This is a genomic window from Martinezella calliandrae (genome assembly GCF_030272695.1).
Lineage (GTDB): Bacteria > Pseudomonadota > Alphaproteobacteria > Rhizobiales > Rhizobiaceae > Rhizobium > Rhizobium calliandrae.
Genome location: NZ_JARFYN010000006.1, coordinates 37,002 through 60,537, shown reverse-complemented (window position 1 = coordinate 60,537; position 23,536 = coordinate 37,002). Strand labels below are relative to the sequence as shown.

19 protein-coding genes are annotated in these 23,536 nt (G+C 60.2%); 14 read left to right on the top strand and 5 right to left on the bottom strand.

All coding sequences use genetic code 11. From position 1 onward, the window contains the following. Positions 1-70: 70 nt before the first annotated feature. On the top strand, positions 71-868 hold the full coding sequence (locus tag PY650_RS06250; protein WP_285878183.1) for an ABC transporter substrate-binding protein: 798 nt from the start codon (positions 71-73) through the stop codon (positions 866-868). 100 nt (positions 869-968) lie between these two features. Continuing rightward, positions 969-1,643: an amino acid ABC transporter permease gene (locus PY650_RS06245; RefSeq protein ID WP_285878182.1), complete on the top strand. Its 675-nt coding sequence runs from the start codon at positions 969-971 to the stop codon at positions 1,641-1,643. 110 nt (positions 1,644-1,753) lie between these two features. Here the strand turns inward: PY650_RS06245 and PY650_RS06240 are convergent, their stop codons facing one another. Further along, entirely contained in the window at positions 1,754-2,269 is a 516-nt protein-coding gene (locus PY650_RS06240; protein ID WP_285878308.1) for a MarR family winged helix-turn-helix transcriptional regulator, read from the bottom strand. 98 nt (positions 2,270-2,367) lie between these two features. Continuing rightward, complete coding sequence (locus PY650_RS06235) at positions 2,368-3,936, bottom strand: phytoene desaturase family protein (RefSeq protein WP_285878180.1); 1,569 nt, start codon at positions 3,934-3,936, stop codon at positions 2,368-2,370. A gap of 393 nt (positions 3,937-4,329) precedes the next feature. Here PY650_RS06235 and PY650_RS06230 point away from each other — a divergent pair, with 393 nt between their 5' ends. The 3 genes from PY650_RS06230 to PY650_RS06220 all read left to right on the top strand — a co-directional run bounded on the left by PY650_RS06230 (position 4,330) and on the right by PY650_RS06220 (position 7,311). Continuing rightward, positions 4,330-5,112: a cyclase family protein gene (locus PY650_RS06230; protein ID WP_285878179.1), complete on the top strand. Its 783-nt coding sequence runs from the start codon at positions 4,330-4,332 to the stop codon at positions 5,110-5,112. A gap of 72 nt (positions 5,113-5,184) precedes the next feature. Next, entirely contained in the window at positions 5,185-6,774 is a 1,590-nt protein-coding gene (locus PY650_RS06225; RefSeq protein ID WP_285878178.1) for a phytoene desaturase family protein, read from the top strand. Between the two features lie 27 nt (positions 6,775-6,801). Continuing rightward, positions 6,802-7,311, top strand: coding sequence for a MarR family winged helix-turn-helix transcriptional regulator (locus tag PY650_RS06220; RefSeq protein ID WP_285878177.1), 510 nt, complete (start codon positions 6,802-6,804; stop codon positions 7,309-7,311). A gap of 182 nt (positions 7,312-7,493) precedes the next feature. On the opposite strand, the gene PY650_RS06215 is transcribed toward PY650_RS06220, so the two are convergent. Both PY650_RS06215 and PY650_RS06210 read right to left on the bottom strand, forming a co-directional pair. Next, positions 7,494-9,053, bottom strand: a complete 1,560-nt coding sequence (locus PY650_RS06215; RefSeq protein ID WP_285878176.1) for an indolepyruvate oxidoreductase subunit beta family protein — start codon at positions 9,051-9,053, stop codon at positions 7,494-7,496. Positions 9,054-9,062: 9 nt separating this feature from the next. Then, positions 9,063-11,216 carry a thiamine pyrophosphate-dependent enzyme gene (locus tag PY650_RS06210; protein WP_285878175.1) on the bottom strand — a complete coding sequence of 718 codons (2,154 nt, stop codon included), beginning with the start codon at positions 11,214-11,216 and terminating at the stop codon, positions 9,063-9,065. Between the two features lie 377 nt (positions 11,217-11,593). Between PY650_RS06210 and PY650_RS06205 the strand changes: the two genes are divergently transcribed. The 6 genes from PY650_RS06205 to PY650_RS06180 all read left to right on the top strand — a co-directional run bounded on the left by PY650_RS06205 (position 11,594) and on the right by PY650_RS06180 (position 17,624). Continuing rightward, the gene (locus tag PY650_RS06205; RefSeq protein WP_285878174.1) at positions 11,594-13,129 is read left to right on the top strand and encodes an ABC transporter substrate-binding protein; all 1,536 of its coding nucleotides are present in this window, start codon (positions 11,594-11,596) and stop codon (positions 13,127-13,129) included. Positions 13,130-13,355: 226 nt separating this feature from the next. Further along, entirely contained in the window at positions 13,356-14,363 is a 1,008-nt protein-coding gene (locus PY650_RS06200; protein WP_285878173.1) for an ABC transporter permease, read from the top strand. Further along, positions 14,356-15,249 (top strand): ABC transporter permease, encoded by an 894-nt coding sequence (locus PY650_RS06195; RefSeq protein WP_285878171.1) that lies wholly within the window; start codon positions 14,356-14,358, stop codon positions 15,247-15,249. The genes PY650_RS06200 and PY650_RS06195 overlap by 8 nt, the downstream gene beginning before the upstream one ends. Next, positions 15,246-16,118, top strand: coding sequence for an ABC transporter ATP-binding protein (locus PY650_RS06190; protein ID WP_285878170.1), 873 nt, complete (start codon positions 15,246-15,248; stop codon positions 16,116-16,118). Before PY650_RS06195 ends, PY650_RS06190 begins: the two co-directional genes overlap by 4 nt. Next, on the top strand, positions 16,115-16,969 hold the full coding sequence (locus tag PY650_RS06185; protein WP_285878169.1) for an ATP-binding cassette domain-containing protein: 855 nt from the start codon (positions 16,115-16,117) through the stop codon (positions 16,967-16,969). Before PY650_RS06190 ends, PY650_RS06185 begins: the two co-directional genes overlap by 4 nt. Before the next feature lie 91 nt (positions 16,970-17,060). After that, positions 17,061-17,624 (top strand): VOC family protein, encoded by a 564-nt coding sequence (locus PY650_RS06180; protein WP_285878168.1) that lies wholly within the window; start codon positions 17,061-17,063, stop codon positions 17,622-17,624. Positions 17,625-17,657: 33 nt separating this feature from the next. Here PY650_RS06180 and PY650_RS06175 read toward each other — a convergent pair whose 3' ends face one another. Further along, the gene (locus PY650_RS06175; protein WP_285878167.1) at positions 17,658-19,271 is read right to left on the bottom strand and encodes an AMP-binding protein; all 1,614 of its coding nucleotides are present in this window, start codon (positions 19,269-19,271) and stop codon (positions 17,658-17,660) included. 302 nt (positions 19,272-19,573) lie between these two features. Here PY650_RS06175 and PY650_RS06170 point away from each other — a divergent pair, with 302 nt between their 5' ends. Genes PY650_RS06170 through PY650_RS06160 form a run of 3 tightly spaced genes read left to right on the top strand, consistent with a single transcriptional unit; the run spans position 19,574 to position 23,536 of the window. Continuing rightward, positions 19,574-21,892, top strand: a complete 2,319-nt coding sequence (locus PY650_RS06170) for a bifunctional salicylyl-CoA 5-hydroxylase/oxidoreductase (protein WP_285878166.1) — start codon at positions 19,574-19,576, stop codon at positions 21,890-21,892. A gap of 7 nt (positions 21,893-21,899) precedes the next feature. Then, positions 21,900-22,688, top strand: a complete 789-nt coding sequence (locus tag PY650_RS06165) for an SDR family NAD(P)-dependent oxidoreductase (protein ID WP_285878165.1) — start codon at positions 21,900-21,902, stop codon at positions 22,686-22,688. Further along, entirely contained in the window at positions 22,685-23,536 is an 852-nt protein-coding gene (locus PY650_RS06160; protein ID WP_285878164.1) for an enoyl-CoA hydratase family protein, read from the top strand. The genes PY650_RS06165 and PY650_RS06160 overlap by 4 nt, the downstream gene beginning before the upstream one ends.

Here is a 23,536-nt window from a genome sequence, read left to right as displayed (position 1 = left end):
ATGAGCCGCGGACCGGCAATACCCGCAGGCACGAGGCGCCCGCGGTCATAACCAGAGGGAGACAAACCACATGAACTTTACCCGTCGTAATCTACTGGTCCTTGCGACCGTCGTCGGCATGGCCGGCGGAAGTCACTTCGCCTATGCCGCCGACGTGCTGAATGTCGGTTCCTATCCGAACAACCCGCCCTTCGAATACAAGACCGCCAATGGCGGCTTCGAAGGCTTCGAAGTCGATGTCGTCAACGAAGCAGCCAAGCGCGCCGGCATGACGACCAACATCGCTGACTATGGCTTCCAGGCGCTGTTCGCGGCAACGAGCTCCAAGCGCATCGACGTGGCGATCTCATCCATTACCATCACGCCTGAACGTTTGAAGTCGCAATCCTTTACACAGCCCTTCTATGATTCCGACATGGGCGTTGCCGCCAAGGAAAGCAGCTCGATCAAGTCGCTCGCTGATCTCAAGGGCGCGGTCGTCGGCGTACTCTCCGGATCGACTGGCGAAAAATGGGCCAACGACAACAAGGCCGCGCAAGGTTTCGCCGACGTCAAGGGCTACAACTCGCAGCAGGATATGTTCCTCGATCTCGGCGCCGGCCGCATCGACGCGGTCGTCAGCGATATCCCCGGCATGCAGTATCTCTTCATCAAGACGAAGGGGTTTGCCATCAAGGACCGCATCAAGACCGGCGAACAATACGGCCTGATGATGACCAAGGACTCGCCGCTTGTCGCCAAGATCAATGATGCCATCACCGCGATGAAGAAAGACGGCACGCTGGAAAAGATCCACGAAAAGTGGTTCGGCAGCAAGGCTCCCGCCGGCTCCTCCACCGTGACCGAAATGCCTATCCCGAAGGCGTGATCAAAAGATCATTTCCTGGATCAAATTCTGTCGCCGGCCGTCGCGGCCGGCGCAATTGTGATAATAGACCTTCATCTTGTTTCGCCTAATGGGAGTGCCAATGTCGCTCGTCGATACCTTCTTCAACTCCGACGTCATGATTTCGGCCTTCCCTCAATTGCTGCATGGTCTCTGGATGACCCTGGCGCTGGGCGTTGTCAGCATCGTCATCGGTGTTTTGGGCGGCCTCGTCGTCAGCCTCATCCGCCTCTATGCGCCCAAGCCGTTCCAGCTGCTGATGGTCGCCTATATCGACATCATGCGCGCCATGCCGATGCTGGTGGTGCTGATCCTGATCTACTACGCTCTTCCATTTGTCGGCATCAGCTTCTCCGCCTGGTGGTCTGCGATCCTGGGGTTCTCCATCGTGCTTGCCGCCTATTCAGCGGAAGTCTTCCGGTCAGGCATCGAGAGCGTGCCGCGCGGCCAGTTCGAGGCGGCTGCCGCGCTTGGCATTCCCTTCCTGATAACGCTCTACAAGGTCGTGTTGCCGCAAGCGATCCGCATTGTCATTCCGCCGACCACCAGCAACTGCGTTTCGATGTTCAAGGATACCTCGCTCGCCTCGACGGTGGCGCTACCGGAGCTTTTGAAAGAGGGACAGAATGCGCAGGGCTTCTATGCGAACCCCTCGCCGCTGATCATGGCCGCCCTGATTTACATCATCCTTCTCTGGCCGATGGTGCGCCTGGTGAGCGTGCTAGAGAAGAAATTCAAGAGCGAGAAGGCGCACTAAAGCAACTCCAGGAGAAGCGCTCCGCGGTTTTCCGTCCGGAACTGCCAGGCAACACAAAGATGGAGTGGTCCTGCGCAACCGTGAAAACTGAACCGCTTCAGCCGCCGCCATCAATCGAATGCAGCGCCCGAAAGGTGATTGTTCACGGACGACTTCACCCCGCCGATATCTCTCCAGAGTTCGGCGATGATGGCAGGATCGACGTCGCCCATCATGTCTCGCAACCAGCCCTCATGGGCGGCGGCCATGGCCGCGAAGAGTTCCTCGCCCTTCTTTGATAGCTTGGCAACGGTTACACGCCGGTCGCCGTCGGGCGTCTCGCGCAGCACCAGGCCGTCCGTTTCCAGGCGCTCCACCAGTCCCGTCACATTGCCGTTGGTAACCATCGTGCGTTTGGAAAGTTCACCGAGCCGCAAACCATCGCGTTCGCGATAAAGCTGCGCCATCAGGTCGAATTGCGGCAGCGTCGCGCCGAATTCGTTGCGCAGGCGGCGGCGGATTTCCTGTGATATCAACTTTGTCGTCGATAGCATGCGCAGCCAGAGCCGCAGCTCTTGCTTTTTGCCCTCTTGCGTCCCCTGGACGATGATTTCCAGATCGACGGTTCCACTCTCGGACTCAGCCATCATGTCAGCTCAAATTACCGCGTTGCAACTTCATATGTGAACGGTCTACGGAGCTATATTTCAAATGTCAAAGGTTTACGCATCAGGCCCGAAAAGGTTCACTTCGCCAGCATTTTCCCCAGCAAGAAACCGGAACCGGCGCCCGTGCCTGCACCCGGCCAGGTAGAAGCGCCGCACATGTAGAGCGAACCCACGGGTGTCTTGTAGCGCGAATAGCCGGCAACAGGGCGAAACAGAAAATTCTGGTCGAGATGGTGGCTGCCGGATAGATTGTCGCCACCGATCAGATTGGGATTTTCACGCTCAAGATCGGCAGGTGAAAAGACCGACCGGCCCAAAATCTTGCCGCGCAGGCCCGGTGCGTAGCGCTCGATAATGTCGAGCACGCGCTCGGCATAGGCATCCTTTACCTCGTCCCAATCCCGCCCGTTGATCTCGCCGGCAGCGTCGCGACTGAACTCGGCCGGCAGGACACGCACCTGCACCCAGAGTACATGCTGGCCATCCGGCGCACGCGACGGATCGATTGCCGTTGGTTGACCGACCACCAATGCCGGCTCGGCCGGCAACAATCCGCCCATGGCCTCTGCATAGACGCGCGACATCATCTCCATGTCCGGCGCGATGTGGACATAGGCGAAAGTCTTGAGCTCCTTGCCTGCTGTCCAATCCGGTAGGCCGGAGAGCGCCAGATGGATCATCATCGTGCCGGGACCGGCGCGGAAGCGCGCAATCCTACGGTCGAACTCCTGACGCGAGGCATCCTGATTGAGAAGCTTTCCAAACAGGATCTGCGGATGGACATTGGCAATGACAGCACGCTTGGCTTCATAACGGCGTCCATCGGCCAACAATACGCCGGTCGCCTTGCCGCTGGCTGTGATGATCTTGTCGACGCGCATGCCGAGCATCAGCTCGCCACCTTTAGCTTCGAGCACGCCGACCATCGCCTTGACGATCGTATCTGCGCCCCCCTTCCCAATCACCATGCCGAAGGCTTGGTTGGCCATCGATTCAAGATAGGGAAACAGCGCGCCGCCTGCGACATCCGGTGCGAAATCGAGATGCAGTCCCCAGGCGGCCATCATCGTCTTGAGCTTGGCGTTTTGGAACCGCGCATCCAGAAAATCGCGCGGCGAAGCAAACAGCATGCGCGCGGTTTCATAGAGCCAGCCGGTCCCCTTTGCCCGCCAGGCTTTCCAGACGACTTTTGCCGCTGCCACCGATGGCATCGGCGCACCGAGCAGGCCAAAAATATGCGGCGCATCCGCGCCGAAGTCCGACAGCATGGCGCGCCAGGCCGCAGCATCCTGCGGAGAGATATCGGCGATCGCGCCCGTGGTCTTTTCCAGATCGGTGCTAACGCCGAGATGGGTGTTGTCGCGGAAGACGCTGGCAAAACAATCGGCGGCCGGCACGAAGCCGAGGCCCGCGGCGGTCAGCTCATTCTTGTAGGCAGCGAAAAACGCAGAGCCGGCGAACATCGAGAGGTTCATGGCGCAGAGGTCATGCCGAAAACCCGGCAGCGTCACTTCGCGGGTTTTCGCCGCACCACCCGGTTCGGCATTGCCCTCGATGACGGCGACCTTCCAGCCCTTCGCCGCCAGATGCACCGCCGCTGCAAGGCCATTGTGACCGGCGCCGACAATGATCGCATCATAACTCATTGATTGATCCCCCATATATCGTGATTATTATTGCCACATGCATACATTTTGATCTTTAAGCTTCAAGTACCTGCGGCAGAAAATCCGCATATATGGGCCACAACCAGATGTCGTTTTCGTCGGAAAATAGCGCATAAATAGCCTTTATTTTCCCGGAATTGCATGAGTTGGATAGGGTGGATGGCATGTGCCATTTTTGACCCTGAGGACACCGGCGGAATGCTTGCATTATCATATATTGTGACATAGGCTCGCCCTCATCCAGTCGCCGCTGCACAGCTTCGCGATGTGGGGAATCGCGCTGTTCGCTCGACGGTAACGGCCTTCGAACTCAATCGAAGATCCCAATAGGGTTTTTCGGACAGGGCCACGTCAAACCAAGGGGAACCCAACATGACCACCAATACTCTTGCCAGCCTAGCCACGGCCCTCGTTTCGGGCTCCATCAAGGTCGTCGACCTGACAGCGCCGCTCGGCCCCGAAACGCCAGTGCTCTACCTGCCGCCGCAATTCGGCAAGAACACGCCGTCGGTCAAAGTGCACCAGATTTCCGAATATAACCAGGACGGCCCCTTCTGGGCCTGGAACTGGCTGGAACTTGGCGAGCACACCGGCACACATTTCGATGCGCCCTGCCATTGGATCACCGGCAAGGACAATCCCAACAATACGACCGACACTATCCCGCCGCAGAACTTCGTCGCGCCGGTCAATGTTATCGACCGCTCGAAGGAAGCTGCCGCCAATCCCGACTATCTGTTGACGGTCGATAGCATCAAGGAATGGGAAGCCGAGCACGGCGCAATCGAAGCCGGCACCTGGGTGCTGCTGCGCACCGACTGGTACAAGCGCAACGGCTCAACCGAAACCTTCCTCAACGCCGACGAAACCGGCCCGCATTCGCCAGGTCCGACGGCTGAAGCGATCGAATATCTGCTGACCAAGGGCATCATCGGCTGGGGCTCGGAGACGATCGGCACCGACGCCGGCTCCGCCGGCGGCATGAACCCGCCCTTCCCGGCCCACAACCTGATGCACAAGAACAACCGCTACGGCCTCGCCAGCCTCTCCAACCTCGATCAGCTTCCGGCCAAGGGCGCGGTACTGATTGCCGCACCGCTGAAGTTCGTCAAGGGTACGGGCTCCCCGGTGCGCGCCCTGGCCTTGATTGCCTGACGAACTGAAAAGGGTCAAAGCGCGGGGACGCTTTGACCCTTTCTTGCATTCCTCTTTGCCCAGGGCGGCGGCATGAGCGACCATGACTACATTATCGTCGGCAGCGGCATCAACGCGCTCGTCGCGGCCGCCATGCTGGGCAAGAAGGGCCGCAAGGTGCTCGTCCTCGAGCGCAACGACTGCATCGGCGGTTGCCTGCGCAGTGAGGAGATCACCGAACCCGGCTTCATCCATGATGTCATGGCGACGACGATGGTGCTGTTCCTGACCTCGCCTACCTATAGTGCCATCGGCAAGGATCTGGAGGCCCGCGGCCTCGAATTCGCTCACGCGGTTCTGCCGACCGGCGTGCTGAGGCCGGACGGCTCGCACGTCATCTTCTCGAAAGACCGGCGCCGCAACATCGCCACCTTCGATGAGCTGTCGCTCGGGGACGGCCAGACGTTTCTGCGTGAGATGGATGCGCTCGGCGCCGATGCCCCCTTCCTGTTTTCGTTGCTCGGCGGCGCGCTGTGGTCGAGCCAGACCTTGAAGACACTCGCCAGGCAAGGGTGGAGCCGCGGCCTGCGCAAGCTCGCCGCTTGGTTCGGCAATGCCCTGACACCGGCCCGCGGCTACCTCGAAACCACCTATCGTTCCGAAGATATTCACGCGCTCTGGGCGCCCTGGGTGCTGCATTGCGGCCTTGGGCCAGAAAGCGCCTATTCAGCTGAGATGCTGAAGGTCATCGGCTTTGCTCTGGAACTCGCCGGTGCGCCCATTGTCAAAGGCGGCGCGGGTGCGCTGCTGACAGCCTTCGAACGGCTAATCACCGACAATGGCGGCGAGATCCGCATCGGCGCCGATGTCGAAAGCATCACCCCCGGTCCCGGCGGACGGGCCGGCGGCGTCAAGCTCGTCAATGGCGAAACGCTGAAGGCCAATGCCGGCGTTATCTGTTCGGTGACGCCGAATCAGCTCTACGAGCGGCTGATGAAGGACTGGCAGACGACGCTTCCGGCCGACATCAAGGCCAGCGTTGCCCGCTATCGTTATGGCAAGGGCAACATGCAGATCCACTACGCCCTGTCCGAACCGCCGCGCTGGAAGGCCGACGCGGAGCTTGGCAAGGTCGCGCTTCTTCATTTGACGCCCGGTCTCGACGGCGTTTCGCGCGCCGCCAATGAATGCGAACGAGGCCTGTTGCCGGCTGAACCGACGGTCTGCGTTGGCCAGCCCGCCTCTTTCGATCCTAGCCGTGCGCCAGAAGGCAAATCGATCCTCTGGCTACAGCTTCCCGAAGCGCCGCGGCATATCAAAGGCGATGCTGCGGACGAAATCGCAACACCGGCCGACGGCCGCTGGACGGAAGAGGTCCGCGAGCGCTACGCCGATCGCATAGAGTCGTTGCTCGCAAGCCATATCGAGAATTTCTCGGGAATAAAGCTCGCCCGGCGCTGCTACTCACCGGCCGATCTCGAAGCCATGAACGTGAACCTCGTCGGTGGCGACCCCTATGGCGGCTATTGCGGCATAGACCAGTTTTTCCTCTGGCGCCCCTTCAAGTCGTCTGTTAACCACCGCACCCATGTCGAAGGCTTATACCATATTGGTGCTTCGGTGCATCCCGGCCCGGGGCTCGGTGGAGGCTCGGGTTTCCTGCTTGCATCATCGTTAAAATAATAAGGTTCCACAGGGAGATATCGTCCAATGGAGGAGCGGTTTTCAGGCACGGTTTTAAGGCGGCGCAGCCAGGAGAACACCGAGACGCGTCCGACCATGGGCGAAATAGGGCTCAACCACTTCGCCCCCTATCTGATGAACCGGCTGATGGCCCGCTGGAACGTCAACATGTCGGAAGAGCTACGCGAATATGACATGACGACCGCGAAGATGCGCGCGCTCGCCGTCCTCAGCGTCTCTTCCTCGGTCACCATCAACGAGCTCTCCGTCTTTGCCGTCACCGAACAATCGACGATGAGCCGCACGCTGGATTCCCTGGAGCAGCAGGGCTTCATCCGCCGTCAGCCTCGCATCGAGGACATGCGCATCCGCGACGTCTCCATTACCGAAGAAGGCCGCGCCGCCTTCGAAAAGGTCTGGCCGACCATGTACGATCTGTTTCTGCAGATGTTCGATGGGGTCGAAGAGACGGAATACCGGGCGTTCATCTCGACGCTGCACAAGGTTCTGCACAATATCCGCAAGCATGAGATTTGAGGGATCGACGTCACTGAGGAGCAAATATCCGGATTGTCCTGTGCAATTTCACGCTTTCGCGCAGGCTACCAGAAAGCCGCAAGACTGTCCGCAATTGTCGCGTCCCGCAACGAGCGTCGAATGCGTCAGGCAGATATTTCCGGTTCGTCAAATGCCCTGAATGCCATGCTGCAAAGAGAATTCTATAATGTTGCAACCGTCTTTAGCGCCCCATCCAGCGCCATACCCTTCTCATCCAAAAGCGCCGCCTGTCTCAACCGACGCATCCATGCTGCCCCATCATCACGATCGCTCAGCATCGACAGCGCAGACATCACCCGATCGAACTTGGAAAGACCGCGTGCATATGTATCGGAATAGCCCTTGACCAGACGACGGTTGTTCAGCACCTCGACGGCGAGGCCGTAATTCGTACCGAGCAGGCTGGTCGCGGCAGCAAGCCAGGTTTCGCGATGCTCGACCTCACGCATATGGCGCAACGTGCCGCGGCGGGTCCGACGCAGAGCTGAGACGAAATATAGGCCGAGGAACCAGAAGAGCGTGCCCGTCTGCACCCGGCGGCCCTTGTTGACGATGCGATCGAGACGCTCGAAGAGCTTGGGCCGGCTCTCGATCCAGAGGCCGAAGCCTTTCGGCAACGTGCCGCAGACCTCTTCCATGCGCGGATGCATATATTCGGTCATATAGACGATCTGGTCGTCCTTGGCGCCGACTTCCTTACGCACACGCTCGAAGCGCGAGGCGCGCACCTTCAGATCGGCGACGCGGATGACATCATCATAGGCCATGGCGACTGCGGTATATTTCGCCGCCTGCACAGTAAAAGCAAAATCCTTGGCCGCGCCACCTGCTTTGCGATCGAGCGCGTGGAGTGCCGCAACGCGGGTCAGGTACTCATCGGCATAGGCCGGGTCCTGGTAATCCGTGAGCTTCTTGACGCCGGCAAACAGTAGCGGCCGTGCTTCCTCTGGAAACTCGGCGCGGATGCGTCGGACCAGACGATCAAGTGCCGGATGACCGGCCATTTCCGGCAGGGCATCGAAGTGTTTCGGTGGCGTAGCAGAAACAGCATCGCGCGGCTTGTCCTTGGCGCGATCGAAGGCGGCATTGAAAGCCCTGAGGCTGGGTTCGATGCCTTTGCCGCCGGCGCGAATCATCGCTTCAAAGGCCTGCTTGGCGAAAGGCAGCGCCCCCGAGGCCGCGAGTGCACCGAACATCGAGGCGGAAATCACACTGCCGTTCTTGACGGCCAATGTCTCCATGTCGAAGGCGATGGTGCGCTTGGCGGCAAAATCCGTAGCGTCGACCACCACTTCCGGATTGCCGATGCCATCTCCAGGCTTTTCCTTTTCGCCGACGGCGAAAGAACGGTGCGTCGAGGCGATCAGAACGGTCTTGTCGGGCGTCACCAGGCCGCGCAGCACAGATCGGCCGGCTTCCATCAGCTCGGCGGCCATAACGACATCGACATCGCCCGGCGTCGGCATCAGCGAGAAGATCGGCGCATGCCCATCGCGCGCCGGCAGCATCTCGATATAGTAAATCGTGGCGCCGGTGCGTTGCGCGACGCCGGGAACAGAGGTGGTCTGCGCCATCCAGCCTTCGGCTTCGGCAAGGCCGACGATCCAGTCGGCCAAGACACCGCCGCCCTGCCCACCCATCGCGAGGATGGCCAGTGACAGCGGCTTGTCGGTCGACAGACGTTGGGTGCCGATATCGGTCATGCTGACATGCTCGTTCATATCGATCCCTCAATCCGCAAAAACGATGCGGCCAGCTTGGCGGCGGGCCTGCAGCCAGCCGATGACGGCGGCGCGCGTGCGGGCAAGGAAGCGATCCCAGCCAGTGGGATTGTGGATGATATCGGCGCGATAGAAGGAGGGACAGAGAACCGCCGCCTCCGCTACCTCGCCGCAATTGCCGCAGCCGACGCAATTATTGTCGACCGCCGCCACCGGATCGTCCTTCAGCGGATCGTCGGTATGTTTGACCGACAGCGACGGACAGCCGGAAAGACGGATGCAGGCGTGATCGCCGGTGCACACATCCTCATCGACGCCGAAGCGCTCCTTGACCATGCGTTGGCCGTCCTTCACCGCCTTGGCGAACTGCGGCTTCACGCGCCGCTGCTTGTTCAGCATGCATTCCGAAGAGGCGACGATGATCTTGGGGCCGGACTCCTTCGAGGTCAGCGCCTCGCGCAAAGTGTCGCGCATCTTGCCGACATCATAGGTCCGATCGATCTGGCGAACCCAGGTGGCGCCGATGCCCTTGACGGCGTTGACAATGGAATTGTTGGTCTTGCGGCGCGGGTTCAATGCACGCGAGGACGGGATATCCTGCCCGCCGGTTGCAGCCGAGTAGTAATTGTCGACGACGAGGATGACGCCGTCTTGCTTGTTGAAGATGGCATTGCCGACTGAGGTCGCCAGCCCGTTATGCCAGAAGCCGCCATCGCCCATCACGGAGATGGCGCGCTTGTCGGCGGCGACATTGAAGGCGGAAGCGGCGGCGGGGCCGAGGCCATAGCCCATCGTCGTGCTACCGATGTTGAACGGTGGCAGGATCGAGAACAGGTGGCAGCCGATGTCGCCGGAGATGTGATGTTGGCCGAGTTCGTTTTCGACCAACTTCATCGCCGCAAAGATTGGTCTTTCGGGACAGCCGATGCAGAAGCCCGGCGGGCGCGGCGGCACGACTTCAGTCAGCGCCTTGACTTTCGGGTCGTCGAGAACAGGCGTCGGGTCCGGCAATGGCGGCTGGTTGCCGAGCAACACGCGCTGATGCGCCTCGAGGAAGGCCTTGATGCCCTTCGTCAGCACCGGCGGGGTATATTCGCCACCCATCGGCAGCACGTCTTTGCCCGAAACCTTGGTTTGGATGTCGCGGCGACGCAGGATGGTGTTGAGCGATTGCTCGATATATTCCGGCGCCCCCTCCTCGACCATCAGCACGGCCTTCTTGCTCGCGCAGAACTCAGCCATCTGATCGTCGACCAGCGGATAGGCGACATTGAGGATATAGAGCGGGACGACGGAGTTGCCGTAGACATCGGCAAGGCCGAGCTGCTGCAGGGCGCGCATGACGCCGTTATACATGCCGCCCAGCAGGATGACGCCGACGTCGCCTTCGGACGGACCGAAATATTCGTTGAGCTGGCGCTTCTTGATGAACTCGACGGCGGCCGGCCAGCGCTTCTCCAGCTTCTCCTTCTCATGAAGGAAGGAGGCCGGCGGCAGCACGATGCGGTTGACGTCGCGCACCGGATTTTCCAACGCCTGCTTGAGCGTGTATTTCGGCCGCTTGTTGTCCTTGGCCTCGAACTGGCCGTGAACATGGCAGCTGCGAATGCCTACCTGCAGCATGACCGGCGTATTGGAGGCTTCCGACAGTTCGAACCCCTCCTCGACCGCCTGCACGATCGACGGCAGGTTCGGACGCGGATTGAGCAGCCACATCTGCGATTTCATAGCATAGGCATGGCTGCGCTCCTGCATGATCGAGGAGCCTTCGCCATAGTCTTCGCCGATGATGATCAGCGCGCCGCCGGTAACGCCGCCGGAGGACAGGTTGGAGAGCGCATCGGAGGCAACGTTGGTGCCAGCCGTCGATTTCCAGGTGACGGCGCCGCGTACTGGATACATGACAGAGGCCGACAGCATGGCGGCAGCGGCTGCCTCCGAGGCCGAGGTCTCGAAATGGACGCCCAGGTCTTCCATGACATCCTTGGCATCGGCCAGTACGTCCATGAGATGGGAAATCGGCGATCCCTGATAACCGCCGACATAGGAAACGCCGGATTGCAACAACGCTTTGGTGATCGCGAGAATGCCCTCGCCGCGGAAGGTGTCGCCCTCCCCGAGCTTCAGATCCTCGACTTCGCGCGCAAACGACCGTTCGGCCATCGAAGTTACCCCTTTGCCCTGTCGGGCTTGTTCTTAAATCATTTGCAAAATCATATTTTGAACCTCGTCCGACTGTCAATGAACAAATCAGAAACTCCGCAATCCATATAAAAGCCCGAGACATATACAGGTTGAGGCCTGGGAAAATACCATCCTGGGTCATAAATGACGAACGTACATATATGCGTATGCATAAATTATAGGCGCCTTCCTCGGGACCGCCATCTGCAAGCTCGCCGCGAAATCTGCGAAATGCCCAGAGAAAGCGCTTGCCGGTTCAAAAGCCTTATTTTAAGATTAAAACATTCCGACAATAAATCGCCAGTGGTAGGCGGGCTTCATGCTTTTCTACCGCTTAACAGGGGAACGGAGTGACCATGACAACGCTTACTCGGCGCGAGGCATTGAGCTTCGGCGCAGCTGCTTTCATTACTGGGGTTCTCGCGGGCAGGACGAGCGTCGAAGCCGCTGAAGCCGGCACGCTAACCATCGCCTTCAACGTCAATTTGCCCTCTTTCGACCCGACCACCGGTCCATCGGCGGTCAATCCGACGATCCAGGCGATCTATCGCTCGGTCTTCGACCAATATATCGGCCAGGGCCCGGATCTGAAATTCCAACCGGGATTGCTTACCGCCTGGGGTTGGAATGACGACAAGACCAAGGTCTGGATGGATGTCCGCGAAGGCGTCACCTGGCACGATGGCTCCAAATTCACGCCAGACGACATCGTCTGGTCGCTGGAGCGCGCCGCCAAGCAGGAGACCGGCAACCCGATCCAGTTCATCTGGTCGACGGCCAACAATTATAAGGTGGAAGGCAATCGCATCACCGGCGATGTCGTCCGCTTCGAGCCGACTTACTTCAAGTGGATGGCCTTCTTGACGGGCTATGTCCTGCCGAAGGACTACTACAGCAAGGTCGGAGCGGAAGGTTTCGAAAAGAAGCCCGTCGGCACCGGCCCGTACATGGTCGACGCCTATGAGGGCAATTCCTACCTGCGGCTGAAGGCCAATCCCAAATATTTTGGCGGCAAGCCCGCCTTCGACACGGTCATCTTCAAATTCGTGCCGGATACCACGAGCCGGGTAGCGGAAATCGAATCGGGCTCGTCGGATGTGACGCTCGAAATTCCCTACGAGGATTTCGACCGCCTGAAGAAGAAATCCGGCCTTGCCGGCGTCGCCACGCCCATCTCCGATATCGGCATGATCTTCATCACCAACGTCGATCCGATGCTGGACAAGAACGTCCGCCTCGCCGCCAATATGGCGATCGACAAGGAAGCGATCATCAAGCGCCTGCTGCGTGGCTACGGCAAGCCGCTTTCGACGCTTGAAGCGCCGGAATACGAGGCATACGACGCCTCCATCAAAATCCCCTACGATCCGGAGCAGGCCAGAAAGCTCCTGGCCGCCAGCGGCTATTCGCCGGAAAAGCCGGTGAAGTTCAGCATCAAGACGACCCGCGGCTTCAAGCCGAAGGATTACGAGATGATCCAGGCGATCGTCGGCATGTGGCGCAAGGTCGGCATCGACGCGGACATCGAAGTCTACGAGATCGCCAAGCACTACGAGCTGCGCGCCGCCCATCAACTCGGCCCAGCCGCTTTCTACAACTGGGGCAATGCCATCGGCGATCCCACGACCTCCACCGGCTTCGCCATGTTCGGCCCTTCGCCGCACTCGGCCTGGAAGACCAAGGACGTCGACGACATGCTGGGACCGCTCTGGGTGGAAAAGGACGAGGCCAAGCGCATTGCCGGCTGGAAAGCGGCGATCAAATATATCGCAGAGCAGGGCTACGTGATCCCGCTGCTGCAATATGTCCAGCCGATCGTCTATAAGTCGAGCCTGAAGGTGACGCCGAACGTGTCGGGTGCGCTGCAGCCGACACTGGTGTCGAAGGCTTGATCTCGGCTCCGCACTTGAGGCTTTGCCCCTCACCCTAGCCCTCTCCCCTTTGCCGGGAAGAGGGAACGATCTTTGTTCCCTCGCGCGAACACGTCGTTAGGCGTAGGCTGTAACTGCCTCTTTACCCCTTCTCCCAGTCACTACGGGGAGAAGGTGGCCGACAGGCCGGATGAGGGCCTTGGGTTCTCCGCCGGCGGACGGCGAATGCGATCGGAATTCACAACGGATGTTAGCAGTCTCCATTCTCAATCGCCTGATCATGGCCGCAGTGACGCTGTTCGGCGTGGCGTTGATCGTCTTTGTGCTGCTGCGCGTCGTGCCGGGCGATCCGATTGCGATGATGATATCGCCGGGCGCAACGCCCGCCGACATCGCCGCGCTCCGTGCTCATTACGGCCTTGATGCCAGCCTTCCGGTGCAGTTCGGCATCTGGCTCAAATCGGTTCTATCAGGAGATTTTGGCACCTCGATCTCTTTGAAGCGCGAGGTCCTCTCCTTGCTCGGCGAGCGTCTGCCGGCAACGCTGGAGCTTGCCTTGGCGGCCCTCGTTCTTGCCGTTCTGCTCGGCGCTACAGTGGCGGTTATAGGCACGCTTGCCCGACGCACGCCGATCGAGCCGGTAATCGACAGCCTCAACGGTCTGTTTCTCGCCGTGCCGGATTTCGTCTGGGCGCTCGCCCTCGTGCTGGTCCTCGGCGTTCTCTTTCCACTCTTCCCGCTATCCGGCCGCATCGACCCAGCCGTCGACGCGCAATTTACGACGCCCTTCTTTCTCGTCGAAAGCCTGGTGACCCTCCGCTTCGAAATCTTCGCCGATATCGCCGCCCACATGGTCATGCCGGTGCTGGCGCTCGGCCTGCCGCTCGCCGCCATTATCGCCCGTGTGCTTAAGGCAACGCTTTCGGAAGCAATGGTGCAGGACTATATCTTGCTCGCCAAGCTCAAAGGCATGTCTGACCTGCGCCTGGTGCTGCAAGAAGCGCTCCGCAACGCCGTCGGCCCGACAATCGCGCTCACGGGCGTGCAATTCACCTTCCTGATAGGCGGCACCGTCATCGTCGAGCGCATCTTCGCCTATCCCGGCATTGGCAACATGGCGATCGACGCCGTCATCAATCGCGACCTGCCGCTGATCCAAGGCCTTGTGCTGGTCTTTGGCGCCCTTTTCATTCTCATCAATCTGGCTGTCGACCTACTCGTGGCCGCCTTCAACCCGAGGCTCGCCCATGGGTGATGTCGACGCGACTGCCTCCGCCAAACCACCGTCTCGCACCGCCAGACGGCGACACGCGCTGCTGTCGGAGCCGAAGGTGATCTTCGGCGGCGGCTTCATCCTGGTCCTGATCATTCTGGCGATCTTCGCTCCCTATATCGCGCCGAGAGATCCGCTGGAGCAAGACCTGATGTCCGGCACCCTGCCTCCTGTCTGGCTCGACGGTTCCAATCCGAGCTTTCTTCTTGGCACGGACGACCTCGGTCGCGATGTGCTGTCTCGCGCCATCTTCGGTACACGCATCGCTCTGACCGTCGCCTTCGTCGCGGCGGGGTTGGCAGCGCTGATCGGGACGCTGCTTGGCCTCTTGGCCGGCTGGTATGGCGGCTGGATCGACAAGCTGATCTCCCGCCTCGTCGATATCTGGATGGCCTTTCCACCGGTATTGCTGTCGATCCTGCTGGTCGCCGTTTTCGGTTCCGGCGTGCATTCGGTCATCGCGGCCATCGTCATCATCGACTGGACACGCTTCTGCCGGGTCATACGCTCTGAAACGCAGGCCCAGGCCCAGATGGACTATGTCACCGCCGCTCGCACGATCGGCTTCTCGCGCGCAAAAATCCTGTTCAGCGAAATCCTTCCGAATGTCGCACCGGTGCTGATCGCTCTCGTCAGCTTGGAAATGGGCATCGCCGTCATTGTCGAAGCAATCCTTTCCTTCGTTGGCCTGTCGGTTTCTTCGGATACGCCGACCTGGGGCGGCATGATCGCCCAAGGACGGCAGATCATCTATGACGGTTGGTGGGTACTTGTCGTGCCACTCATCGCCCTCTTCGCAACGGTGCTCGCCTTCAACCAACTCGGCGACGGCCTGCGTCGCGCCCTCGATCCGGTGATGCGCCGATGACCGAACCGCTTCTTTCCATCAAAGCGCTGAGCGCTGTATCTGACCGCGACAACGGCGCACCGATCCTGCGGGACATTGCGCTGGCATTGGAGCGCGGCGAAGTGCGCGGCCTAGTCGGGGAAAGCGGCGCGGGCAAATCCACGATCGCCAAGGCCCTGCTCGGCATCCTGCCGCACACCGTGCGCGTTACCAGCGGCTCCATTCTGTTCGAAAGCCGTGATCTGCTGAAGCTGCCCGCAAAGGACCTTCGCGACATCATGGGCAACGAGATTTCCCTGATCCCACAGGACCCGCAGACCGCGCTCAATCCCGGCCGCCGCATCGAAGCGCAATTGACTGACGGCTTGCGGCTGAAGCGCGGACTGTCCTGGCACGATGCCAGGCTGCGGGCTCTGAAATTGCTGGAGGAAGTCCATATCCACGATCCCGAACGCGTAATGCGCGCCTATCCGCACGAACTCTCCGGCGGCATGCGCCAGCGCATATTGATTGCCGCCGCCTTCGCGCTGGAGCCGAAGCTGGTGGTCGCCGACGAGCCGACCACGGCCCTCGACGTCACAGTGCAGAAACAGATCCTGCGGCTGATCCGCGGCCTGCAGGAGGCGCACCGCACCGCCGTCATATTCGTCACCCACGATCTCGGTGTCGTCGCGCAGATCTGCGATACCGTCACCCTGCTTTATGCCGGCAAAGTCATTGAGGAAGGCCGCACAGCCGACGTGCTCGGCAACCCCCAACACATTTATACGAAATCCCTCATCGCCGCCGGCCCGCGCTATGACCGGCCCGACGCCGGGCTGACGCCGGTGCCGCAAACGGTCTTTGAACAATTGCGCCGTGAAATCGGCATTCGGGAGGGCGGAAGATGAGTCAGTCCGACATCCTCCTTTCCGCAAAAGGCATCGACGTCACCTACGGCGCAAAACGCCATCTGTTTGGCCCGCCTGGCGTTGGCATTAAGGCGCTGCACAGCGTCGATATCGAAATCCGCCGCGGCGAAACCGTCGGCATCGTCGGCGAAAGCGGCTCCGGCAAGACGACGCTTGGGCGGGCGCTGCTGCGGCTGATCGACCTCTCGACCGGCACGATCCATTTCGATGGCAAGGACATCACCCATATGTCGGACACGGAGATGCGGCCGCTGCGCCGGCGCATGCAGATGATTTTCCAGGACCCGATGGCCTCGCTCAATCCGCGCCATACGATCCGCCGCATCCTGGTCGAACCGCTGCTGCTGCATGGGCTGGCAACAGACCGGCAGGCTGCCGAGCGCCGGATCGACGCGATCCTCGACCGGGTGACGCTGCCGCATGCCTGTCTCGACCGCAATCCGCATGAACTTTCCGGCGGCCAGCGCCAACGCATCGGCATCGCCCGCGCAGCCCTCCTGGAGCCGGACTTCGTGCTTGCCGACGAAATCGTCTCGGGCCTCGATGTCTCGACACAGGCGCAGGTGCTAAACTTGCTGAAGGAGCTTTCCCGCGATCTGGGCCTCTCCATGGCCTTCATCAGCCACGACCTCTCCGTCATTCGCGCCGTTTGCGACCGCGTCTATGTGATGCGCCAGGGCCGAGTAGTGGAAGAAGGCGACTGCGAGCGTGTCTTTGCGGCGCCCGCCGCCAGTTATACCCGCATGCTGCTAGACGCCATTCCGCTACCGGAAATCGACCCGAAGTGGCTCGGCCGCGAGAGCCTGATGGCGGAAGCGTCCGGAGCTTGAATCGTCACCCGAAGGGGGCGCAAAGCTGGCACCTGAGCCGCAGGTACCAGCGAGAGGGCAACAAGAGCGGCATAAAAAATGGAGAGTCACTATGAAATACCCTGTGTCAGCAGTGACTAAAATCGCCGGGCTGCCCGGTCTTCGTGGTCACGACCATACGGGGCTTACGGTGCCAGATATGAAGCAAGCGATCGATTTCTTCGAGAATGTACTCGGCTGCCAAGTCATAATGTCATTCGGACCGTTTGCTGGTGATAAGGGAACGTTCATGACCGATCTGCTCGGTGTCGACCCCAAAGCTGAAATAAAACAGATAACACAAGTGCGGTGCGGCTTCGGATCGAACATCGAATTGTTCGAATATTCAGCACCCGATCAGCGGGACCTCAAGCAGAAGAACAGCGACATCGGTGCGTTTCATATCTCGCTCTACGTTGACGATATTGATGCGGCCAAGGCTTATCTGGACAGCAAGAACATTGAAACGCGGCTAGGGATGTTGCCAATCACCGATGGCCCGGCAGCTGGCCATTCCATCCTTTACTTCCAGGCACCATGGGGTTTGCAATTCGAGGCCATCAGCTATCCCAAGGGCATGGCTTATGAAAAAGGTGCCGAAACGCTGCTTTGGAATCCGAAAGAGCCGGGCAAGTGAGACGAGGCAGGAAAACGTCGCCTGACGGTATCTTTAGCTACGCAGGCGGAAGCGCTGTATCTTGCCCGATTCAGTTTTCGGCAAAGCGTCCACGAAGAGGATCGACCGGGGATATTTGTAGGGCGCGATCACTGCTTTGACGTGATCCTGCAGCGTCTTTGCCAACAAATCCGAGCCCATGATGCCGGGCTTCAGTACCACATGCGCCTGAACGATATGGCCACGATCCTCGTCCGGCTTGCCGATGACGGCGCATTCCAGCACGTCGGCATGCGATAGAAGCGCCGCCTCCACTTCCGGCCCGGCAATATTGTATCCGGCCGACAGAATGATATCGTCGGAGCGCGCGGCGAAATGAAAATAGCCGTCTTCATCCTCGATGAAGCTGTCCCCGGTCAGGTTCCAGCCATCTCTCACATAATCGACCTGACGGTGATCGGCGAGATAGCGGCAACCGATCGGGCCGCGAACAGCAAGCTTGCCGATCGCGCCGCGCGGAACTTCGTTCATATCGTCGTCCACGACGCACGCCTCATAGCCGGCGAGCGGCTTGCCAGTGCAATTGGGCCTCGCGTCGTCAACCCGATTGGAGATGAAGATATGCAGCAGCTCGGTCGAGCCGATACCGTCTAGGATCGGCTTGCCGGTCTTTCGGGTCCACTCTTCGAAGATCGGCCCCGGCAGCGTCTCGCCGGCGGAAACTGCAATCCGCAGCGAGGAAAGATCTGCCCCCTCCTCCATCGCGGCCAGCATGGCGCGGTAGGCGGTCGGTGCGGTGAAACTGATCGTCGCGCCGTATTCCTGAATGATCTCGACCATGTTCTTCGGTGAGGCGTTTTCCAATAGCGCCGTCGATGCCCCGAAGCGCAGCGGGAAGACGACGAGGCCGCCAAGCCCGAAGGTAAAGGCGATCGGCGGCGAGCCGATGAAAACATCCTCCGGCGTCACCTGCAGGACTTCCTTGGCATAGGCATCGGCGATGATGAGGATATCCCGATGGAAATGCATCGTGGCCTTGGGAACGCCCGTCGACCCCGAGGTGAAGCCGAGCAGCGCCACATCGTCCCGCCCTGTCTTGGCTGCCTCGAAGCGCACCGGCTTGTTGAGGGCGATACGGTCAAGTTCGGCATCGTGATTGGCGGTGCCGTCAAAGCCGACGACCTGCCTCAGAAACCGGCTGTCCTTCGCAGCCGCAACCAGTTCTTCCAGCAGCCTTGTGTCGCAGAGCGCGAAGGAGATTTGCGCCTTGTCGATGATCTTAGAAAGCTCGCCCACTCTGAGCATCGGCATGGTATTGACCGCCACGGCGCCCACCTTGGTCACTGCCAGCCAGCAGGCGATCATCGCCGGATTATTGCCCGAGCGGATCAGAACGCGATTGCCGGGCTTGATACCGAAATTCTCGACGAGCGCATGAGCGATGCGATTGGTCCAGTCCGCCAGTTCCTTGTAAGTACGGCGGCGGCCATTGCCGATCAGCGCCACGTGATCGCCGAAACCGCGCTCGACCATGCGGTCACTGAGTTCGACACCCGCATTCAACCATTCGGGATAGTTGAACCCGTCCAGCAAAATTTCCGGCCATTCCCCCACCGACGGCAGGTTGTCGCGCGTGAATGTATCGGTATGACCGGTCGGTCCAAGCATAGTTCGCTCCCGCATTCCTCTCGACCCAATTCGCCAACCCACGCCGATCTCCCGGTGGCATGTGTAGCATTGCGGAAAATGATTGCACCGAAGATGCAAATCTTCAAGCAAGAAATTTTAAGCATAAAACAATATTCACTTCGCATTGATTTAAAAGCATATTTTGATCCCATCGCGCCATCGGGATCGTTTTCAGTGCCGAGACTTCCGCAAGACAACTCTTGACGAATAGCAGCGACAAGATATTTTAAACTTAAATAATTCGAGTGACCCCCACTTCGGTGTCACAGGAGGAATAAGCGATGAAAATCGTCTGCATCGGCGGCGGCCCCGCGGGGCTCTATTTCGGGCTTCTGATGAAGAAGCTGCATCCCGAGCATTCCATCAAGGTTGTCGAGCGCAACCGCCCCTATGACACTTTCGGCTGGGGCGTGGTCTTCTCCGATGCCACCATGGTGTCGATGCGCCAATGGGATCTTGAAAGCGCCGCCGAAATCGAAGATGCCTTCAACCATTGGGACGATATCGAAGTGTGGTTCAAGGGCACGCGCCAGCGCACTTCCGGTCACGGCTTCGTTGGCATTGGCCGCAAGAAACTCTTGAATATCCTGCAGAAGCGCTGCGAGGCTCTTGGCGTCGAACTGATTTTCGAAACCGATGTCACGTCCCATCTCGATTTTCCGGACGCGGACCTGATTATTGGCTCGGATGGCCTGAACTCACGGATTCGCAACCACTATCCCGAAGTCTTCCAGCCGGACATGATCACGCGGCCGAACCGTTATATCTGGCTCGGCACCAATAAGCTCTACGACGCCTTCACCTTCGATTTCCGCAAGAGCGAGCACGGCTGGTTCCAGGCGCATATCTACAAGTTCGACGACAAGACCTCGACCTTCATCGTCGAGACGACCGAGGAAGCCTACCTTGCCCACGGCCTCGACAAGATGGATCAGGACGGCTCGATCTCATTTTGCGAAAACCTGTTCTCGGAAGTGCTCGACGGCGCCGCACTGATGACCAATGCTCGCCATCTCCGCGGCTCGGCCTGGTTGAATTTCAACCGGCTGATCTGCGGCAAGTGGAGCCATTTCAACGGCAATTCGCACGTCGTGCTGATGGGCGATGCAGCCCACACCGCTCATTTTGCTATCGGTTCCGGCACCAAGCTCGCCATTGACGACGCCATCGAACTGACGCGGCAGTTCCAGCTTCACGGGCACAGCAAGGACAAGATACCGGCAGTCCTTGAGACCTATGAGGAGATCCGCCGCGTCGACGTCGCCCGTATCCAGAATGCGGCGCGCAACGCCATGGAATGGTTCGAAGTGGTCGGGCGGCGTTATGCCGACACGCTGGAACCCGAGCAGTTCATGTACTCGATGTTGACCCGCTCGCAGCGCATTAGCCACGAGAACCTTCGCCTGCGCGATAAAAACTGGCTCGAAGGCTACGAGCGCTGGTTCGCAAAGAAGTCCGGCCTTGCTGTCGGCAACGACCGCTGCCTGCCGCCGATGTTCACGCCCTATCAGTTGCGCGACGTGACGCTCGTCAACCGCATCGTCGTTTCTCCGATGGCGATGTATTCGGCGGAAAACGGCGTGATGAACGATTTCCACATCATCCATCTCGGTTCTCGCGCGCTCGGCGGTGCCGGCCTGGTATTTGCAGAAATGACCTGCGTCACGCCGGATGCCCGCATTACGCCCGGCTGCCTTGGTCTTTGGAACGAAGAACAGGCGGCACAATGGAGGCGGCTTGTCGAATTCGTACACACAAACAGCGCCGCCAAGGTCGGCATCCAGCTCGGTCATGCCGGCCGCAAGGGCGCGACGAAGGTCGCTTGGGAAGGCATCGATCAGCCGGTTGCCGAAGGCGAATGGCCGCTGATCTCAGCCTCCGCCGTCCCCTATCTCAAGGACAGTCAGGTCCCGAAGGCCATGGACCGTGCCGACATGGATCGCGTCAAGGCCGATTTCATCCGCGCGACCGAGCTCGCAATTACCACCGGTGCCGATTGGCTGGAGCTGCATTGCGCCCACGGCTATCTCCTGTCGAGCTTCTTGTCGCCGCTCACCAATTTGCGCGATGACGAATACGGCGGCAGCCACGAAAACCGCGCCCGTTACCCCTTGGAGGTCTTCCGGGCCATGCGTGCGATCTGGCCGGATTACAAGCCCATGTCCGTCCGTCTTTCCTGCCATGACTGGACGGACGGCGGCAACACGCCGGAGGATGCCGCAATCTTCGCGGCCATGTTCAAGGACGCCGGCGCCGACTTGATCGATTGCTCATCCGGACAGGTGTCGAAGGAGGAAAAGCCGGTCTATGGTCGCCTATTCCAGACGCCGTTCTCCGACAAGATCCGCAATGAGATCGGCATTCCGACCATAGCCGTCGGCGCGATCTCGGAGGCGGACCACGCCAATTCGATCATCGCCGCCGGCCGAGCCGATCTCTGCGCCGTCGCCCGCGCGCATCTGGCCGACCCTGCCTGGTCTCTGCACGAAGCCGCCAAGATCGGCCTGACCTCGATCCCCTGGCCGAAGCAATATCTCTCGGGCAAAACGCAATACGAAACCAATCTTGCCCGCGCGGCCGCTGCCGCGCCGGCAAAGTGAGGAACCGATGACGACGACCGGCAAACTCGCGGGCCGTCATGCCCTCGTCACCGGCGCCGGCAGTGGCATCGGGGCCGCAATCGCGCGCGCGCTCGCTGCCGAAGGTGCACGCGTGACGGTGGCTGGGCGGAAAAGAGAGAAACTGGAGGCCGTCGCCGCAGAGATCGGCGCGAATGCCATGATCGTTGATGATTTCGATGTCACCAGCGCCGAAGCGATTGCCCGCGGGCTGAACAGTGCCCGCGAAAAATTCGGCCCTGTCGATATTCTCGTCAACAACGCCGGCGAAGCGCCGAGCGCACCCTTTGAGAAGACCAGCCTGGACATGTGGAACCGCGTTTTGACGGTCGATCTCACCGGTGTTTTCCTGGTGACGCAAGCCACGCTGCCCGATCTCAAAGCCTATGGGGCCGGAGCTCGCATCATCAACATCGCCTCGACGGCGGGCCTGACCGGCTATGGTTATGTTTCGGCCTATGTCGCGGCCAAACATGGGGTCGTCGGCCTGACGCGCTCGCTGGCGCTGGAACTGGCAAAGACTGGCATCACGGTCAACGCCGTCTGCCCCGGTTTCACCGATACAGCGATCATCGAGCGCTCGATTGCGACGATCGTCGCCAAGACGGGACGTACGGCAGAACAGGCGCTTTCGGATTTCACCAAATTCAATCCGCAGGGACGGCTCGTCAAACCCGAGGAGGTTGCCGACACCGTTCTATGGCTCGCGTCGCCGGCGGCGGCATCGATCAATGGACAGGCAATCGCGGTTGCCGGTGGGGAGGTTTTATCGGGATGAGCGATCGGGATATGACGATGCAGGGCCATCTCAAGCCCTTCAAGGACTACAGGGCGCAACATTTCCTCTGGGAAGTCAGCGATGACGGCCGCCTCGCCACGATCCGGCTGAACCGGCCGGAACGCAAAAACCCGCTGACCTTCGACAGCTATGCGGAACTGCGCGATCTCTTCCGCGACCTCGCCTATGCCTGCGACGTTCGCACCGTGGTGCTGACTGGAGCTGGCGGCAATTTCTCTTCCGGCGGCGATGTCTTCGAGATCATCGAGCCGCTCACCCGCATGGCAATGCCTGAGCTTCTGGCCTTCACCCGCATGACCGGCGATGTGGTTAAGGCTATGCGCAAATGTCCGCAGCCGATCATATCTGCTGTCGACGGTATCTGCGCTGGCGCGGGCGCCATTCTGGCAATGGCCTCCGATATGCGTCTGGCAACGCCGGAAGCCAAGACGGCCTTCCTGTTCACCCGCGTCGGTCTTGCCGGCGCTGACATGGGCGCTTGCGGCATCCTGCCCCGCATCATCGGCCAGGGCCGCGCCGCCGAACTGCTGTTCACCGGCCGCTCGATGACATCAGCCGAAGGCCATGCCTGGGGCTTCTACAACGGCCTGCATGCCAGCGCCGATCTGGAAGAGGAAGCCGTCAAGCTTGCCCGTTCGCTGGCCGACGGACCATGGTTCGCGCATTCCATGACCAAGACCATGCTGAACCAGGAATGGGCGATGGGTATCGACGAGATGATTGAATCCGAGGCGCAGGCCCAGGCCGTCTGTATGGCGACCCAGGATTTCCGCCGCGCCTTCGAGGCCTTCGCCGCCAAGCGCAAACCTGAATTCCAGGGGAATTGA